Below are 18,847 nucleotides of genomic sequence, written 5' to 3'. Positions count from 1 at the left end.
CCTCTCCCTGTTTAACGCCATAAAGACAGGGGTGAAATCATCCACAAACCCAATACAATCACTGCGACGATGGTTACCGGAATCAGTACTTTCCAGCCCAGACGCATAATCTGATCGTAGCGGTAACGTGGGAAAGTTGCCCGTATCCACAGATAAAAGTACAACACCAGCGCCATTTTCAGGAACATCCACAGTACGCTTGGTGTACCAATGAAACCCCAGCTTTGCGGGAAGGGGGATAACCAGCCACCAAAGAACAACAGTGCGGTCAGGGCAGCCACAAGAATCATGAATATATATTCGGCCAGAAAAAATAAGGCAAAGGCAAAACCAGAATACTCAACATGAAAACCAGCAACAATTTCCGATTCACCTTCGGCCACGTCAAACGGGGCGCGATTGGTTTCGGCCACTGCGGAAATCAGATACACCACAAACAATGGGAACAATGGCAGCCAGTTCCATGAAAAAACCGAACCACCGGCATAGCCTTTGGCTTGTGCCATCACAATATCGTGAAAATCCATGCTGCCGGATACCATTATCACCCCAATCAGGGCAAAACCCATCGCTATTTCATAGGAGATGGTTTGTGCCGAAGCACGCATGGCACCCAGAAAGGCATATTTGGAGTTGGAAGCCCAGCCAGCAATGATGACACCATACACAGACAGCGAGGTAATCATCAGGATATAGAGCAAACCGGCATTGATTCTGGTCAGAAACCAGCTTTCACTGAACGGAATCACTGCCCAAGCAGCAAAAGCCGGCATCAGCGACATCATCGGCCCGATATAGAACAATGCCTTGTTGGCCTGCGACGGGCGGGTAACTTCTTTAAATAACAGTTTTAATACGTCAGCGAAGGGCTGGATTAAGCCATAAGGGCCGGTTACGTTCGGGCCGACACGCAGCTGCATGTAACCGATAACTTTACGTTCAAAATAAGTCAGATAAGCTACGGTAAGAATCAGCGGCAGCATGATGATGACTATTTTGACAATGACAGACACCAGTAAGCCGAAGTCGTTACCCAGTAATTGTTGAAACCACGCTTGCATGATTATCCTTTACTCAATTCAACAGTGGTCAATAAAGCACCCAGTTGCCAGTTACTCTGATGTAATGGCAACAACAGTACGTTTTCCGGCAGGGTGTCGTCAGCAGCCACTGTAACGGCTACGGTACTATTTCCCTGTCTGGCCAGTGCAGTATCCCCATCAGCCAGCCCCAGCGTATTCAGCGTGGTACTGTGAATCCGCGCTGTGGGCACTGCGGCATGTACTGTGTTCTGTAAGGGCGCAGAACGACGCACAATGCCATCGGTAGCATACAGACTCACTCCGCCAACCCGCACCAGACTGATATTGGGATCAGTGGTCGCAACCGGTTGTATTTGGTTATTCAGTAAGGCTGGCAACTGGTCTTTAGCAAGTGCATCTGTCAGGATCTGCTGGGTGTTTTCATATTCAAACCCCGGCAGTTCAAGCACGTTGCCCAGTACACGCAATACTTTCCATAATGGTCTGGCTTCACCATAGGCCTGTACCACGCCATGGAAAGACTGCAAACGGCCTTCCATATTGATGAGGCTACCGGATGTTTCGGTAAATGGGGTGATTGGCAGCATGACATCGGCCACCTCACGCAATACCTCACTATCATACGCACTAAATGCCATCACTGTCTGCGCCTGTTTCAGTGCGGCAATAGCCGCAGCACCATTGGCGACATCCATGTCTGGCTCAACATTAAGCAACATCACGGCCTGTTTTGGCTGCGCAATCTGTGCAGTAATGGTATGTTCTGTTTTTCTGGCGGCCACACCAAGCACTTCGGCACCAATACTGTTGGCTGCCTGTGGCAATATCCCGAGAATGCTATCAGTAGCCACAGCCAAGTCCTGTGCAGCAGCATAAACAGCAGCGGCATCTGGGTGATTCAGTACATCAGCACCGAGAATAATGCTGGCTTTTTGTGCCTGTAATAATGTCTGCCCTACTTCGCTGTTAAGTGCATTACTCAACCAGTCAATCCACTGATACGGATGCAGGCTCACCTGTGCCAGCAAGGGCATAAACAATTCTTCAGCAGCAGCGGCCAGAACAGCTATTTTGGTACCATTTTTGGCTGCCTGACGGATACGAGCTGTGAGTAGTGGCTGTTCCTGCCGCAAACGGGCGCCAACCACCAGAATCACTTCGTTTTCTGCCAGTTGTTCGATGTTCTGTCCCAGCCATTGAGCGCCTTTAGCAGCGGCCGCCAAACGGCCATCCAGTGAACGCAGACGACTGTCTACAGCATTAATACCAAGGCCATCAGCCAGTTTACGTGCCAGATACATTTCTTCAATGGTATTGGCCGGATTAACCCACATACCAATCCCATCGGCACCAAAGTCATGGCTGACACCATGCAAACCTTTGGCAACGTAATCCAGTGCAGTTTGCCAGTCGACAGTATGCCACTGGTTATTCTGTTTGATTTGTGGCTGAGTTAAGCGCTGCTGATACAGCCCAGCATAGGCAAAACGGTCACGATCACTGAGCCAGCATTCATTGATGGCTTCGTTTTCCAATGGCAATACGCGCCGTACGGTGTGGTCTTTAGTCTGAACAATCAGGTTGCTGCCCAAGGCATCATGAGCAGAAATAGATTTACGCCGGCTTAATTCCCATGAGCGGCTGTCATAGCGGAACGGTTTACTGGTTAAGGCACCAACAGGACACAAATCAATCACATTACCAGACAGCTCGGTTTCCAGTGTTTTACCGGCAAACGGAGTAATTTCGGAATGTTCACCACGATTTTTCATCGCCAGTTCCTGTTTACCGGCAATTTCTTCAGTAAAACGAATACAGCGGGTACAGTGTATACAGCGGCTCATTTCCGCAGCCGATACCAATGGCCCCATTTCCTTGCCGACCACTGCATGTTTGGCTTCGGTATAACGACTGGCACCTTTACCATAGCCCATGGATAAGTCCTGCAACAGACATTCACCGCCCTGATCGCATATCGGGCAATCCAGCGGGTGATTAATCAGCAAAAACTCCATTACCCCTTTCTGGGCATCTTTAGTCATGGGTGAATTGGTTTTAACCACCATACCATCGGTAACCGGTGTAGCACAGGCTGGTAATGGTTTGCGTGATTTTTCTACCTCAACCAGACACATACGACAGTTGGCGGCGATAGACAATTTTTTGTGATAGCAAAAATGCGGAATAAAGGTACCGGCCTGATGGGCGGCTTCTATCACCGTACTACCCTGCTCGACAGAGAGTTGTTTACCGTCAATTTGAATTTGTAACATAGGTTCGCAATCCTAATTAAGCAGATAGTGCCTTAGCACCAGCGATGTTCTTTCATGGGTTTGCCGTGTTTGATGTAGTGCTCAAACTCGGGGCGGAAATGCTTCATAAAGCCCTGTATTGGCATCACTGCTGCGTCCGCCAGTGCACAGATGGTGCGTCCGGACATATTGCTGCCAATTGATTCCAGCAAATCCAGATCCTCCGGCCGGCCTTTACCAGAGGCAATACGGTGAATAATGCGATATAGCCAGCCGGTTCCTTCACGGCAGGGCGTGCATTGTCCACATGATTCTTCAAAATAGAAATAGCTTAGCCGCTCCAGTGCTTTCACCATGCAGACATCTTCGTCCATGACGATTACGGCACCAGAACCGAGCATTGAGCCGGCTTTGGCAATGGCGTCATAATCCATGGTCAGTTCCATCATGATGTCAGCTGGCAATACCGGCGCAGAAGAACCACCCGGAATCACTGCTTTGAGCTTTTTGCCATGACGCATGCCACCGCACATGTCGAGTAAATCTTTAAATGGTGTGCCTAGTGGAATTTCATAATTACCGGGACGCTCAACATGGCCGGATACAGAAAAGAGCTTGGTTCCGCCATTATTCGGAATACCTTTATCGGCAAACTGCTGGCCGCCATCACGAATAATGAATGGCACAGAGGAAAAGGTTTCGGTGTTATTGACGGTAGTAGGTTTGCCGTATAAGCCATAGGACGCCGGAAATGGCGGCTTGAAGCGTGGCTGGCCTTTCTTGCCTTCCAGCGACTCCAGCAATGCCGTTTCTTCACCACAGATATAAGCACCATAGCCATGATGGGCATACAGTTCAAAGCTGAATTCACTACCCAGAATATTCTGTCCCAGAAAACCGGCAGCCCGTGCTTGTTGTAAAGCTGTTTCAAAGCGCAGATAGCTTTCGAAGATTTCGCCATGAATATAGTTATAACCAGCGGCCGCACCCATGGCATAGCCACCGATAATCATGCCTTCAATCAACGCATGTGGATTATAATCAATGATATCACGATCTTTGAATGTACCCGGTTCACCTTCATCGGTATTGCAGACAACATATTTAGTGCCCGGAAACGAACGCGGCATAAAGCTCCATTTCAGCCCGGTTGGAAAGCCGGCACCACCGCGACCACGCAGACCGGAAGTCTTAAGCTCAGCGATGACATCATCCGGCGCCATTTTTTCATTGATGATTTTTTTCAAAGCCTGATAGCCACCGCGTGCTATATAGGCTTCCAGCGTCCAGCAATTGGGGTCGGAAGTATCAACCTGATCGAAAATCACGCCATTCTGGTACATTGCCATCAGTTCAACTCCGCCAGTTTCGCTTCAATGGCTTCTTCGCTCATAAAGCTACACATTTTATGATTATTCACTAACATCACCGGCGCATCGCCACAGGCACCCATGCACTCGCCTTCTACCAGCGTGTATTTCCCATCAGCAGTGGTTTCACCATAGCGAATACCAAGACGTTTTTGCAGATACTCACCAGCATTCACGCCACCACGCAAGGCACAGGGCAGATTAGTACATACGGTAAGTTTGTATTTACCAACTGGTTTGAGGTTGTACATATTGTAAAAAGTAGCCACTTCCAGCGCCTGCGCCGGTGGAATACCAATATAATCAGCTACTTCTTCAATAGTTTCAGGCTGCAACCAGCCCAGCTCAGATTGCGCTATACGCAGAGCCGACATAATGGCACTGCGACGCTGATCGGCCGGATATTTGGCCAGTTCTGTATCAATTTGTTTTAAGCTATCAGCGGACAACATTATCTATCCACCTCCCCGAATACAATATCCTGTGTACCAATAATGGCAACCACATCCGCCAGCATGTGACCGCGCGCCATTTCATCCATGCCCTGCAAATGGGCAAAGCCCGGAGCACGGATTTTCATCCGGTAAGGTTTATTAGCGCCATCGGAAATCAGATAGACACCGAACTCACCTTTAGGATGTTCAGTAGGCACATAGACTTCACCTTCTGGCACATGCATACCTTCAGTAAACAGTTTGAAATGATGAATCAGTTCTTCCATCCCGTCCTTCATAGCAGCGCGAGGTGGCGGTGCCACGGTATGGTCGTCAATAATCACCGGGCCGGGATTGGCTTTCAGCCAGTCCACACACTGGCGGATAATGCGGTTAGCTTGACGCATCTCATGAATGCGGCACAGATAACGGTCATAGCAGTCGCCATTGATGCCCACCGGTATATCAAAATCCATCTCAGCATAGGCATCGTAAGGCTGTTTCTTGCGTACGTCCCATTCAATACCGGAGCCACGCAGCATGACACCAGTAAAACCTTTTTGCAGGGCTCGTTCTGGTGAGACCACGCCTATGCCGACAGTACGCTGTTTCCAGATACGGTTGTCGGTGAGCAGATTTTCATATTCATCCACACAGGCGGGAAAACGGTTGGTAAAGTCTTCAATAAAGTCCAGTAGTGAACCTTCACGGCTGGCATTGAGTTTTTGCAATACTTTGGCATTGCGGTATTTGCTGGATTCGTATTTTGGCATGAAATCCGGCAAGTCACGGTATACGCCACCGGGGCGGAAATAGGCAGCATGCATACGTGCACCTGATACTGCCTCGTAAATATCCATTAGATCTTCACGCTCACGGAAGGCGTAAAGAAACACCGTCATGGCACCGATATCCAGTGCATGCGAACCGATACCCATCAGATGATTAAGAATGCGAGTAATCTCGGCAAACATCACGCGGATATACTGGGCACGAATGGGTACTTCAATATTGAGCAGACGTTCAACCGACAGGCAGTAAGCCTGTTCATTACACATCATGGATACATAATCCAGACGATCCATATACGGCAGCGTTTGCAGATAAGTCCGTGTTTCCGCCAGCTTTTCCGTACCACGATGCAACAGGCCGATGTGCGGATCGGCACGAACGATGTTTTCACCATCCATTTCCAGAATCAGGCGCAATACGCCATGTGCAGCCGGATGCTGCGGTCCAAAATTGATGGTGTAATTACGTAACTTAGACACCGTACTGCTCCTCTCTCACCACGCGCGGGGTAATCTCACGCGGCTCAATCGTTACTGGCTGATAAATAACGCGACCTTCGGCCTCGTCATAGCGCATTTCAACATAGCCGGAAACGGGAAAATCCTTGCGAAACGGATGACCAACAAAGCCGTAATCAGTAAGAATACGGCGCAGGTCGGGATGGTTGTTAAACAGAATGCCAAACATGTCAAACGCTTCACGTTCGTACCAGTTGGCGCCGTTATAGATATCGACAACAGAATCGACGGTGGGAAAGTCTTCGGCTTCAGCCCAGACACGGACACGGATACGCCAGTTATTGGTTACAGACAACAGATGGCTGACAACGGCAAAGCGCTTGCCTTGCCACGGTTCATCTTTGTAGCTCTGGTAATCAACACCACACAAATCAATCAGCGTTTCAAATTTCAGTTCATCATGATCGCGCAGGGTTTGCATCAGCTGATGGTAATCAGCGGCATCACACTCCAGTGTTAGTTCACCGCGATCAAGACAGTAACGTATCTTAGCGCCGAAAGTGGTTTCACACACGGCTTTCAGTGTTGCTATATCTGCCATATTTTCCTCACTTTCATACACGCGCAATTGTGGCGGTACGTTTAATTTTCAGCTGCAACTGCAACAGGCCGTAAACCAGTGCCTCTGCGGTGGGCGGGCAGCCGGGCACATATACATCAACCGGCACAATGCGGTCGCAGCCACGCACCACAGAATAAGAGTAATGATAATAGCCGCCACCATTGGCACAGGAACCCATAGACAATACCCAGCGTGGCTCGGCCATCTGGTCGTAAACACGCCGTAATGCCGGAGCCATTTTATTGCACAGAGTACCGGCCACAATCATCAGGTCAGACTGGCGCGGTGACGGGCGAAAAATAATACCGAAGCGGTCAAGGTCATAACGGGCAGCACCGGCCTGCATCATTTCTACGGCACAACAAGCCAAACCAAAAGTAGCTGGCCACAATGAACCGGTACGCACATAATTGAGTACGGTATCGGCAGTTGTTGTGACAAATCCTTTTTTTAAAACGCCTTCTATTCCCATTCCAGAGCGCCTTTTTTCCATTCATAAACAAAGCCGATAACCAGAATCAGCAGAAATACCATCATCGACCAGAAGCCATACGCGCCCAGCTCTTTAAACACCACAGCCCAAGGCACCATAAAGGCTACCTCAAGGTCAAACAGGATGAATAAAATGGCTACCAGATAGTAACGCACGTCGAATTTCATGCGTGCGTTTTCAAATGCCTCAAAACCGCACTCAAACGGTTCCTGTTTCATTCTGTACGGACGATTGGGCCCGAGTAACAGACCGAGAGAAATAAACAGAACACCGGCGGCAAAGCCAACCAGTATGAATATCAAGATGGGGAAATAATTCGCCAGCATAGTTGCGCCGACCTTATGCAAATATTGGTAAAGTTGATGTATTGTAACTAATTTCGAACGTTATTAAAAGTACGTATTACATTAATCAATAATAAAAAAATAATATTTTCAATGGGATATTGATAATAATTATCATTATTATTATTGAAAGACTATTTTTGATTTCCCTTTTTTTCCCTCATATAAAATAATAAATGCACGTCATAAAATTTTTCTATTAATTCCTGCTGGTTACAACTTTTACAGCAAGATAGCATTTTATACTCATGCATATTAAATAAGCCAGATATACCGGTTTACTTATCAGATTAACTTTTATAAACTTGATTAGTCATAAAATAGCGTTTGTTAATTTTACAAATTTTAACCATGAACATTTATTAACAGCACTACAGTATAACCACTTGAAAATAAAAGGTATCAGTAATGCAATATCATCCCGTTTACTCGCCTGCTGAGTGTCACGATATGAGCGACATTCGAAAAGAAATAGATCATATTGATTATACAGTGATTCAGTTACTTTCTGTCCGTTTTAATTATGTAAAGGCAGCCAGTAAATTTAAAAAAAGTACGACAGATGTTCAGGCCACAGAGCGTTTTAACAGTATGCTGGAAAAGCGCAAACAGTGGGCTGATGAGTTGGGGTTGAATGGAGAAGTAATTAGAACATTATACGCCGATTTGGTTAAATATTTTATTGCCGAAGAATTAAAAGAGTTTGAACGCAAATAATTGAAGTGATTTGCGTTCACTCAGCCAATTTCTTGCACACTATTCTGCTTCAGCGCGCCGAAAATCACGTATACGGAATCCCAGTGCAAACAAAGCACCAAAGTAAAGAACAATACCGGCAATAATCAAAGCACTTAACTGGCCAACTTTTGCCAAGCCATTACTATGCCAGTTAAATGGTAGCCATTGTTGCAATAGCCATAGGCCGGCACCCATGATAATCAGTGCCAGAACCAGACGCACCAGAAAACGCCCCCAGCCCGGACTGGGTGTATACAATTTATGTCGCCGTAACAGGGTAAACAGCAGTGCCGCATTAATACAGGCACCCAAGCTGATGGCCAGAGCCAGACCAACATGATGCAGTTTCCAGACAAACAGCAGATTCATCAGTTGCGTCATGCATAAAGTGAAAATGGCGATTTTCACCGGTGTTTTGATGTTCTGACGGGCATAAAACCCCGGTGCAAGCACTTTAATCAGAATCAGACCAATCAGTCCCACAGAATAGGCCACCAGTGCACCCTGTGTCATCAGTGCATCGTATTCATTGAATTGCCGGTACATAAACAAAGTAGCGACCAGCGGGAATGACAATACCGCCATCCCTACTGCTGCCGGCAAGGTAAGCAGCATACATAAACGCAACCCCCAGTCCAGCAAAGCAGAAAAACTGGCAATATCATTGGTAGCCGAGTGTTTGGACAGCGTAGGCAAAAGAATGGTACCCAGAGCCACGCCGAGTACGCCTGTCGGTAATTCCATCAGCCGGTCTGCATAATACATCCACGATACCGAACCGGATTGCAGATAGGAAGCAAAAATGGTGTTAATTACCAGAGATATCTGAGCCACTGACACACCCAGAATAGCCGGAGCCATTTGCTTTAATACTCGGTTAACGGCCTCATCCCTAAATTTTAGCTTGGGCATGGTAAGAAAACCGAGCCGGAATAAATAAGGTAGCTGATACAGCAACTGCAATAATCCGCCCACAAATACTGCCCATGCCAGAGCCAGAACTGGCGGATGAAAATAAGGCGCCAGCCATAAGGCAAATACAATAAAAGAGATATTCAGAAAGGTAGGTGTAAACGCCGGAACAATAAACTGATGATAGGTATTGAGCACACTACCCACCAGTGAAGACAGCGAAATCAGAAAAATATAAGGAAAAGTTATGCGTAATAGCTGCACTGACAGGGAGAATTTATCGGCATCCTGCTGAAAGCCGGGTGCAGAAATATAAATCACCACCGGCGCAGCCAGAATACCGATGGCAGTAACAATAATCAGTACAAATGAAAGCAGACCGGCCACGTGCTGTACAAACGCCCGGGTAGCCTCTGGTGAACGAGTTTCCCGGTATTCGGCCAGAATCGGCACAAAAGCCTGCGAAAACGCACCTTCCGCAAAAATACGCCGCAGCAGATTAGGCAGTTTAAACGCCACAAAAAAAGCATCAGTAGCCATACCTGCACCAAAACTGCGGGCAATAATGGTATCGCGGATGAAACCCAACACACGTGACAACATAGTCATGCTGCTGACTTTAGCCAAAGTACGCAGTAAATTCATCGGTAATGCCAATTGAAAATCAAAGGCGAAAGTGTACACTGGAATGCCAACCGATTCTATACAGCCAGCGAAGCACCTTAAATCGCATTATTAACCCCGCTAAAGATTCGCTGTACTGTCAAAAATGTATCCAGACAATAATTAACAGTTTACAAATAGTCCTAGTTATGGTTAAAAGACTGGAAGTATTTCTGATGGCAGAGATTTTGATTAAATTAAAATGATTTAAGGAGCACCCGATGAAAGTAGGCTTTGTTGGCTGGCGTGGAATGGTGGGTTCAGTATTAATGCAGCGTATGCAGGAAGAGAATGATTTTCAAAGCATTGCGGATGCGTATTTTTTCACAACATCAGCAGCAGGTACCGCAGCACCGGATTTTGGCCAGACCGCAAAAACTCTGCTGGATGCGCATAATCTTGATGTTCTGGCACAAATGGACATTATTGTTACCTGTCAGGGTGGTGACTATACCAAAGCAGTACACCAGCCTTTACGTGAACAGGGCTGGCAAGGTTACTGGATTGATGCTGCATCCACCCTGCGCATGAGCGATAAAGCAGTTATCGTACTCGATCCGGTAAACCGTCCGGTTATTGATGCAGCACTGGCAAATGGAATCAGGGATTTTGTTGGCGGCAACTGTACCGTATCACTGATGCTGATGGCACTCGGCGGCCTGTTTGAGCGGGATTTAGTGGAATGGGCCACCAGCATGACCTATCAGGCAGCATCCGGTGCAGGCGCACAGAATATGCGTGAGCTGATTAGTGCCATGGGCGCGATTGAAGCACAGGTTAGCTCCGAACTGTCAGATCCGGCCAGTGCCATTTTGGCCATTGACCGTAAAGTTGCCGAATTTTTGCGCAGCGATACCTATCCACAGGCGCAATTTGGCGTTCCACTGGCTGGCAGCCTGATACCATGGATTGATGCCGATCTGGGTAACGGCCAGTCTAAGGAAGAATGGAAAGGCGCGGTAGAAACCAACAAGATTTTAGGCCGCAGTGCACACCCGATTGTTATTGATGGATTGTGCGTGCGCGTAGGTGCCATGCGTTGCCACAGTCAGGCATTAACCTTGAAACTGAAACAAGATTTACCAGTCGCTGAAATTGAAAACATTCTGGCCACCGCCAATGACTGGGTAAAAGTGGTGCCTAATGAAAAAACTGCCTCCATGCATGAGCTCACACCTGCGGCAGTAACCGGTACATTAACCGTACCTGTAGGCCGCATCCGCAAAATGGGTATGGGTGGCGAATATATCAGTGCCTTTACTGTTGGCGACCAGCTTTTATGGGGTGCGGCTGAACCTATCCGGCGCATGTTGCAGATTGTTTTGCAAAGCAAATAACTAACTGGCCGAAATCCAGCCATCATCATTTTTGGTAGCAACAGGACAGTTGGACATTTAACTGTCCTGTTTTACTATCTGTGCCATAACCGCAATCAGCTCAGCTTATCCCCGCACTCTATCCAGAAAAAAACAGCCAGTCTACTGTGTCAGACTAGCTGAAAACTATGGCTGTTTCTACTTGAATAAAAACACTTACTGCACCAGCTCACTATGTTCTTTGCTATTGAGTATTGCCTTATCAGTTTGATGCAGCCACTGGCTGGTTAAAGCACCCGCAGTCATGGCACCGCTGACATTCAATGCCGTGCGCCCCATATCAATCAATGGTTCCACAGAAATCAGCAAAGCTACCAGCGTAATCGGCAAACCCATTGCCGGTAGTACAATCAGCGCAGCAAATGTAGCACCACCACCGACACCAGCCACACCTACAGAGCTAATGGTTACCATCCCCACCAGTGTGACAATCCACCATGGATCCAGAGGATTAATACCCACAGTCGGCGCAATCATGGTTGCCAGCATAGCCGGATACAGACCAGCACAGCCATTCTGACCAATGGTCGCACCAAAGGAAGCTGCAAAACCGGCAATCGATTTCGGCACACCCAGACGCTGCGTCTGCGCCTCAACATTAAGTGGGATAGAAGCTGCGCTGGAACGACTGGTAAAGGCAAAAGTCAGTACCGGCCATACTTTCTGAAAATATTTACCCGGATTGATACCAAATATCCCCAGCAACAGACCATGAACTACAAACATCAGTGCCAGCGCCAGATATGATACCAGCACAAAGCCACCCAGCTTGACAATATCCTGCATATTAGAAGCTGCTACTACTTTGGTCATTAAAGCTAGTACACCATACGGTGTTAACAGCATCACAACCCGAACCAGCTTCATCACCCAACTTTGTAACGTATCAATCGCCAACAATACCCGTTCACCCTTAGGTGCATCTTCCTTGAGCAACTTCAAAGCCGCCACACCTAGAAAAGCAGCAAAAATCACCACACTAATAATAGAAGTTGGATTGGCGCCGGTTAAATCAGCAAAAGGATTCTTCGGGATAAATGACAGCAACAATTGTGGTACCGATAAATCGGCCACCTTGCCCACATAATTGGTCTGAATCGCATTGAAGCGCGCTGTTTCAGCCTCGCCCTGAATCAGTCCGCTGGCAGTCAGTCCAAACAGACTGGTCAGCAGCGTACCAATCAGCGCAGCAATAGCCGTAGTAAACAGTAATATCCCTATCGTCATCAGGCTGATCTTGCCTAGCTGGGTTGCATTATGTAACCGTGCCACAGCATTCAGAATTGAAACAAACACCAGCGGCATTACCACCATCTGCAACAACCCTACATAGCCATTGCCAACAACATTAAACCACTGTACAGAAGTATCAATCACTGGACTGGATGTGCCGTAAACGAATTGCAGCCCCAAACCAAATACAATACCCAGAATCATACCCAGTAATACCTTTCGGGATAAGTTCCAGCAAGTAGTATGCGTACGGCTCAGCACCCATAACAACAACGCGAACACAACTGTGTTCGCGAGCAAAGATAAATTCATTTTATACTCCTGCGCCAGCAGCACATCGGCCAGCATTTGATACATAGTGCTAGCCCAGCATACGCAAAAGCCACCAGCTTGTGAAATAGCCTTTATGCATTCACTTATGCCTTTTTGTTATATACCAAATAAATATTAGACAACATAATTTAGCTTAATACATCCGCCTAATAACAACATTTTTTTGTTATCATGCACTTGTTCTGGTGACACAGAACAAATATCCTGTTTCAGATTTCCATACCGTCTATAACTTGTTTGATTGGTCACGTCCATGTCTGTCTATACCAGCGTTAGCGATGATGAGATGCGCAGTTTTCTGCGCGATTATCATTTAGGTCGGTTTATTGGTTTGCAAGGTATCGCCCAGGGCATTACCAACAGCAATTATTTTGTTACCACAACACAAGGGCGTTATGTACTAACAGTATTTGAGGCCATGTCTCAGGCTGAACTGCCCTACTTTCTGGATTTAACCCAACACCTGAGCGCCAATGGCGTAGCCTGCCCTGCCCCGATTGCACGAATCGACGGCCGTTTGGACAGTACATTAGTTGGCAAACCCGCCTGTCTGGTGACCTGTCTGTCTGGTGGCGATACCAGTAGCCCTTCTGCACTGCAATGTTTCAATACCGGAGCCATGCTGGCCAAAATGCATCTGGCCGGTACCAGCTTCCCGTTAACCATGAATAACCCACGTTATACCTCATGGTGGCATGAGGCCAGCAGCCGATTATCACCATTTCTGGATGCAGAAGACGAACGGCTGTTACAGGCAGAAATTGCTTTTTTTGATAAAAACGAGCGTACCGACTTACCTGCTGGCATCATCCATGCCGATTTATTCCGTGATAATGTCTTACTGAATGGCGAACAGGTAGCCGGCTTTATTGATTTCTACTATGCATGTAACGGCAACTTCATGTATGACTTGGCCATTGCCGTTAACGATTGGGCACGGCGGGCAGACAACCATCTCGACCACAACCTGCAACAGGCATTCATGCGCGGCTATGAAAGCATACGACCGCTAACTGATGCCGAACGGGATTACTTTCCGATTGCACAGCGGGCGGCTTGCATCCGCTTCTGGGTATCGCGTCTGCTTGATTACCATTTCCCGCAGGTTGGCGAAATTACCTTTATCAAAGATCCAAACGTTTTTCGCGATTTATTACTGAATCTGAGTACTTAACAATTGCAGTTCAAATTGCTTTTGTACTTGCCAAACAATCAGCGGAATGCAGACATAGAAACCATCTGCATCTATATAAATGTGTACAACACCAGCCAAATTAAAACAACCTCATATTTAAAACAATGATACGCACTGAAATGCAATCATTAAATGACAATTGCCCCATAGCAATGCATCTAATGATTGCTTGAATTCTGGCGTATACAAACTTACTTCGTAATCATTGTTACAAATTTAAAAATCACGGTTAGTAATCCTTATCTCAATAATTTGGTTTTTTCATCTATTATTTCAACTTAATAATAAATGGCGGCCTTATTAATAAAGTCGCCAATATTTAAAGAGAGACTGAATGATAAAATTAACTATTACCATCAACATAAAAATCCAAGAACAAATCAAAAATCAATTTCATTGCTGACGATTCTTACCGAAAACCGTTTCTTTCACAAACAATAAATAATTCTTATATTTAAAAATCAAAACGGTATCCGACATTTATTTGTTTCCGATCAAATTTATTACCCAGCGAATAAACCATGTCAGCATAAAAATTATGCCTTTGCTTTAATTGCACATTGACACCGATAGCATTATCCCACCAGTTACCACCAAAATCATATTTCTCTTTTGCAGCATGATTAAATGTATAAAATGTTTTACCACTAAATTCCTTTAGATAGCCTGTTTTAAAATAAATATCTACAGGATTTGCATTACCTTGAAGCGTGTATCCCAAAATAATACTTGTGCGTGCAATCAATGAATTATAACGGCCTAACTGAGTTGTTAAACCATTGGTCGCACTAATCGTTGCACCATTCTGATGAGAAAAAGTAACCTGAGCTTGGGGCTCCAAATACCATCCTTGTGCATTTTGCTTTAGCGAAGATAGCTGAACACGTTTGCCAATTTCAGTGCCGATTGAAAAACCTTTAGTATTACCATGACCTTTAACATAATAGCCGCCACCGGTTAGACTATTGAACTTGTTAGACATATACATATACTTCACTAAGCCATCAACATAAAGACCCGTTTGGCGTTGTAAGGTAGCATAAAGCCCGGCAGAATAACTTTTAGAACGGCCATCACCAACATTATGATCCACATTACCTTTACTTAGACCACCCATAACACCGTAATAAACATTTTGATTACCGAGCCCCAGTTTTCGATCAATACCAAACTGCAAACCATAATAATTCATATTGAAATCAGATAAACGCTTATCATTAAAAGCGCTTAATTTACCTGTATATATCCGCCCCCATGATTCAGCATGAGTTATATCATTTGTGCGGATTTGTCCCATTCGTTGCAATAACGTCTGCGTTTCAACATAACTCATCAAATAATTTGAGTTAAGAATACTGGCTGCATTTTGCGCAGTATGCGTTAATAGTGGTTTTGGAGAAACTGGTTTATTTTGGCCGCCATTATCATTTGTATTATTATTATCGCTGTCATTAGAAGCTACAGACCCTGATAACACCCAATCTTCAGTGCCGGCACCCCGATCATCACTGACTTTGGTTAACGTATTAAATTGATAGGCACCAATATCAAAAGACGGTGCAGACAAACCAAAATCAGCCCTACCTCCTTCTGTTTCAACCAATGTCAATTTTTCATTACCGGTTACCGTAGCCGCACCGGATTTATTATCAACAATAGTAATTTTATGACTACCTGCTGCTTGTCCTGTTCCTGTTATTTTAAGTAGATCATGTGCAGAATTTCTACCAATTGCAGTTCGCATTGCAAAAATACCCGCACCCGCTAAGGAGTCAGACATTAACGTCATCGCATTGCCACCATCAACAAAAGCCACCGAACTCGGAGCCGCATAGGTATAACCAAATTTTACTTTGGCATGATCACCAAGTGTTAAAGAATCAATACTTGAACTGCCGGTCATTTTCCACTGGCTGTCATCACCAGAAATGGCCAGATTAATCACCCCCTTATTTGCCAAATTAGATAACGCATTATTTTCCATCGAAGTTAATAAAGTTGAGCCATTAGCAAGATGGAAATTAACCACACCTGTAGTAATAACATCCTTACCTGTCATTAACTTACTAGCGGATGAAGAGACATCACCTTTAATATTAGATCTGCCAACAATATCCACCTCTCCAGCAAGTGCCACTATTGCATTATAATGTTGATCATCTTCAGAAATTATCCAGTTTTCATTTAAGCCACTATTAACCGCTAACTTGCCGCCGATTTGCTGCATAAAAATCGACGTACCATGCTCAGTAGTAAGATCTATCCCATTATCGAAATGAATAACGCTGCCTTCATCTGGCCTAGGATTGCTGTGACTAAATGGAACTTGGTCAAAGAAAATACCATCAGCGTTGTTACTACCAGACATTTTGATAATAACTTTATCCCTAAAAATTAATTTAGCGCCTAACGCATCAGGATTATTATTCCTTTGTGAATAAACACCATAACTGTTTTTGCCTGAAGAAATAATTTTTACTGCTTTATTAAAAGTTCCTGTTGAAGCTGCTGTAGTCGAATTATTGTAAGTACGAATACCAATAAACTGATCATTTCCCGTATCGGTTATAGAAACCTTTTCTTGAAACAACCCGTTTCCTGCACTTGCTATATAAATACCTGAACCACCTTTCAGACTTACATCAAGTTCACTATTAGCAATAACATCAGCAGATATGATATTAAAACCATAAACAGAATTGTAACCACCCGTGGCATTATTTCGAATAATAAATTTATCGGTACTACCAATATTACCAATGGTTAACACCTTGCCATTTTTAACACCAATCGCAGTACCGCGAGTATTCATATCAATATGCGGTGCAGTCGCAGAAGTGATTTTTATCTCGACGTTGTCATCCTTAGCCACAATACCCGTATTAGCATAATTTCCTATATTAAAATCACCGATAGTAATTGTGGCATTTGCGAATAGCGGAGTTATACATAACATTCCCGCTGAAACTTTAAATAATAAAATATTTGAAATTACTTTTTTCATTGAATCTACCAAAAATAAGGAATAATTATATTTATAAAATATTTACAGTAGCATTATATTGATATGAAAATAAGCATATAATCAAATACATACCTATTTTTATAATTTGTCTATGCAAAATACTTTCCGATTGATACTGATATGTTCTCTGCCATTCTCACTGACCATACCTATACCGTCATAAAGGACAGATTGATATATCCCTTTATGAACTGATTAATTGATTAACATATAGAGTTAAATATTCCCCATACCACCATCAATAAGCATTTCTGATCCAAGCATAAAAGATGATTCATCCATGGACAGAAAACAGTGGCTTTAGCGATCTCTATTCCTTTACCCATACACCGCGTATTGTTACCAGCGTCTTCATTGCCTGTTGTAAATGTTTTACCGCCTCAGGAGCAATTATTGACTGATGGGTAACACCTGCTGCATTAATATATACAGCATCTAATCTGATTCAGATTTCAATTAATCTTGCAGCCAGATACTTCAATACTTCAATATCAGACTCATCGCCGAGAAATATTAATATATTTGCGCCTAAATATTTTTAGCTTCTCATAACTTATTTATTTCTACCTGTAATGGCTACATTAATACCTGCGGCCATCAATTCTCTGGCCATTGCCTGCCCTATCACACTAATTGCGCCTGTAATAAGTGCATATTTGCCTTGTCATTTTTTCATATTTTCCCTTGCAAAGTTAAATTCAGTATAATTTAAATAGTTTACTTATGAAAGTAGGTACCAAACAGATACCATTGGAAAATATTTATGCAGAATGAAAAAAATACAGATCAAAATTTTAACTGCCCTATGGTTAAATTCGTCAACCTGATTGCCGGGAAATGGGCTATCCCTATCCTATACCGCTTAATAATCACGAATGGGCCTATCCGTTTTGGCGAACTGAAACGTGCAATCTCGCCAATTACACAAAAAGAATTAACCAAACAGCTAAGGTTATTTGAACAAAAGGGATTAATCAGCAGGAAACTATATCCCGAAGTACCACCAAAAGTGGAATACCAGATAACAGAACTCGGAAAAACTTTAAAACCAGCCCTGAATTCTATAGCTAACTGGATGAAACAACATGAACAAGAATTGCGCTAAAGCCTAGCTAATTTCAAATAAAATATAACCATTACAAATAATTAATTTATCAACACTTACCGCGCAAAAAATTTTTTAAAACCAACTCATTCCACCAGAATCACCACCTGAATAACCCGCTGACTGGCTACACCTCATCTGCCCACAGGAGAAATCTGGAAAACCTATCCGGGCAGATTTCCGTATTACCCTATTCTCGTACCGGCACCTTGTTTGTTTACTTATCTGCACCCATGCAATTGCAGCAATAGCCGGTGATATTAGCCGTTATACTCATCGCAGCACTGAACTGGGAATTATAGAATGTGGCATTGATTTCTGGGCACAGGCATAGCAGTTTAATATCCTGTTTCTCTTAAATCTGTGGCCACTATCATTTTGGTCAACACACCAGTTAGCCACACAACCTTAGCCATGACCATAGTTTTAACTACCATACCAAACATCATAATTTACAAC

The 18,847-nt window shown here is 44.6% G+C and carries 16 protein-coding genes; 4 read left to right on the top strand and 12 right to left on the bottom strand.

Annotation, left to right across the window (positions count from 1 at the left end; translation table 11 throughout):
- Positions 1 to 11: 11 nt before the first annotated feature.
- Genes nuoH through MJ761_RS05920 form a run of 8 tightly spaced genes read right to left on the bottom strand, consistent with a single transcriptional unit; the run spans position 12 to position 7,790 of the window.
- Positions 12 to 1,061, bottom strand: a complete 1,050-nt coding sequence (gene nuoH, locus MJ761_RS05955) for an NADH-quinone oxidoreductase subunit NuoH (RefSeq protein WP_037407263.1) — start codon at positions 1,059 to 1,061, stop codon at positions 12 to 14.
- A 2-nt stretch (positions 1,062 to 1,063) separates the two neighbouring features.
- Positions 1,064 to 3,316 (bottom strand): NADH-quinone oxidoreductase subunit NuoG, encoded by a 2,253-nt coding sequence (gene nuoG / locus MJ761_RS05950; protein ID WP_093091951.1) that lies wholly within the window; start codon positions 3,314 to 3,316, stop codon positions 1,064 to 1,066.
- Between the two features lie 32 nt (positions 3,317 to 3,348).
- Entirely contained in the window at positions 3,349 to 4,644 is a 1,296-nt protein-coding gene (nuoF, locus tag MJ761_RS05945; protein WP_093091949.1) for an NADH-quinone oxidoreductase subunit NuoF, read from the bottom strand.
- The gene (nuoE, locus tag MJ761_RS05940; RefSeq protein ID WP_037407269.1) at positions 4,644 to 5,117 is read right to left on the bottom strand and encodes an NADH-quinone oxidoreductase subunit NuoE; all 474 of its coding nucleotides are present in this window, start codon (positions 5,115 to 5,117) and stop codon (positions 4,644 to 4,646) included. The genes nuoF and nuoE overlap by 1 nt, the downstream gene beginning before the upstream one ends.
- Complete coding sequence (locus tag MJ761_RS05935; protein WP_093091947.1) at positions 5,117 to 6,370, bottom strand: NADH-quinone oxidoreductase subunit D; 1,254 nt, start codon at positions 6,368 to 6,370, stop codon at positions 5,117 to 5,119. Before MJ761_RS05935 ends, nuoE begins: the two co-directional genes overlap by 1 nt.
- A complete protein-coding gene (locus tag MJ761_RS05930; RefSeq protein WP_093092005.1) occupies positions 6,363 to 6,950 on the bottom strand; it encodes an NADH-quinone oxidoreductase subunit C in 588 nt (195 codons plus the stop codon). The genes MJ761_RS05935 and MJ761_RS05930 overlap by 8 nt, the downstream gene beginning before the upstream one ends.
- Positions 6,951 to 6,963: 13 nt before the next feature.
- Positions 6,964 to 7,443, bottom strand: a complete 480-nt coding sequence (locus MJ761_RS05925; protein ID WP_037407271.1) for a NuoB/complex I 20 kDa subunit family protein — start codon at positions 7,441 to 7,443, stop codon at positions 6,964 to 6,966.
- Positions 7,434 to 7,790, bottom strand: a complete 357-nt coding sequence (locus MJ761_RS05920; RefSeq protein ID WP_093091945.1) for an NADH-quinone oxidoreductase subunit A — start codon at positions 7,788 to 7,790, stop codon at positions 7,434 to 7,436. Before MJ761_RS05920 ends, MJ761_RS05925 begins: the two co-directional genes overlap by 10 nt.
- Before the next feature lie 426 nt (positions 7,791 to 8,216).
- On the opposite strand from MJ761_RS05920, the gene MJ761_RS05915 reads away from it, so the two are divergent.
- Positions 8,217 to 8,525 (top strand): chorismate mutase, encoded by a 309-nt coding sequence (locus MJ761_RS05915; RefSeq protein WP_093091943.1) that lies wholly within the window; start codon positions 8,217 to 8,219, stop codon positions 8,523 to 8,525.
- A 39-nt stretch (positions 8,526 to 8,564) separates the two neighbouring features.
- Here the strand turns inward: MJ761_RS05915 and murJ are convergent, their stop codons facing one another.
- A complete protein-coding gene (gene murJ, locus MJ761_RS05910) occupies positions 8,565 to 10,103 on the bottom strand; it encodes a murein biosynthesis integral membrane protein MurJ (RefSeq protein WP_093091941.1) in 1,539 nt (512 codons plus the stop codon).
- A 239-nt stretch (positions 10,104 to 10,342) separates the two neighbouring features.
- Here murJ and asd point away from each other — a divergent pair, with 239 nt between their 5' ends.
- Positions 10,343 to 11,458 (top strand): aspartate-semialdehyde dehydrogenase, encoded by a 1,116-nt coding sequence (gene asd, locus MJ761_RS05905; protein WP_093091939.1) that lies wholly within the window; start codon positions 10,343 to 10,345, stop codon positions 11,456 to 11,458.
- Positions 11,459 to 11,653: 195 nt separating this feature from the next.
- Here the strand turns inward: asd and MJ761_RS05900 are convergent, their stop codons facing one another.
- Positions 11,654 to 13,087 (bottom strand): L-cystine transporter, encoded by a 1,434-nt coding sequence (locus MJ761_RS05900; RefSeq protein ID WP_275413928.1) that lies wholly within the window; start codon positions 13,085 to 13,087, stop codon positions 11,654 to 11,656.
- A gap of 229 nt (positions 13,088 to 13,316) precedes the next feature.
- On the opposite strand from MJ761_RS05900, the gene thrB reads away from it, so the two are divergent.
- Positions 13,317 to 14,237 carry a homoserine kinase gene (gene thrB / locus MJ761_RS05895; protein WP_093091937.1) on the top strand — a complete coding sequence of 307 codons (921 nt, stop codon included), beginning with the start codon at positions 13,317 to 13,319 and terminating at the stop codon, positions 14,235 to 14,237.
- Positions 14,238 to 14,712: 475 nt separating this feature from the next.
- Here the strand turns inward: thrB and MJ761_RS05890 are convergent, their stop codons facing one another.
- Entirely contained in the window at positions 14,713 to 17,262 is a 2,550-nt protein-coding gene (locus tag MJ761_RS05890) for an autotransporter outer membrane beta-barrel domain-containing protein (protein ID WP_093091935.1), read from the bottom strand.
- 574 nt (positions 17,263 to 17,836) lie between these two features.
- The gene (locus tag MJ761_RS10945) at positions 17,837 to 17,929 is read right to left on the bottom strand and encodes a hypothetical protein (protein WP_141683418.1); all 93 of its coding nucleotides are present in this window, start codon (positions 17,927 to 17,929) and stop codon (positions 17,837 to 17,839) included.
- A 117-nt stretch (positions 17,930 to 18,046) separates the two neighbouring features.
- Between MJ761_RS10945 and MJ761_RS05885 the strand changes: the two genes are divergently transcribed.
- Positions 18,047 to 18,388, top strand: coding sequence for a winged helix-turn-helix transcriptional regulator (locus MJ761_RS05885; protein ID WP_037407285.1), 342 nt, complete (start codon positions 18,047 to 18,049; stop codon positions 18,386 to 18,388).
- The last annotated feature ends 459 nt before the right edge of the window (positions 18,389 to 18,847 follow it).

The sequence above is a fragment of the Snodgrassella communis genome, assembly GCF_914768045.1.
Classification (GTDB): domain Bacteria; phylum Pseudomonadota; class Gammaproteobacteria; order Burkholderiales; family Neisseriaceae; genus Snodgrassella; species Snodgrassella communis.
This window is presented reverse-complemented; position numbering and strand designations above follow the sequence as displayed.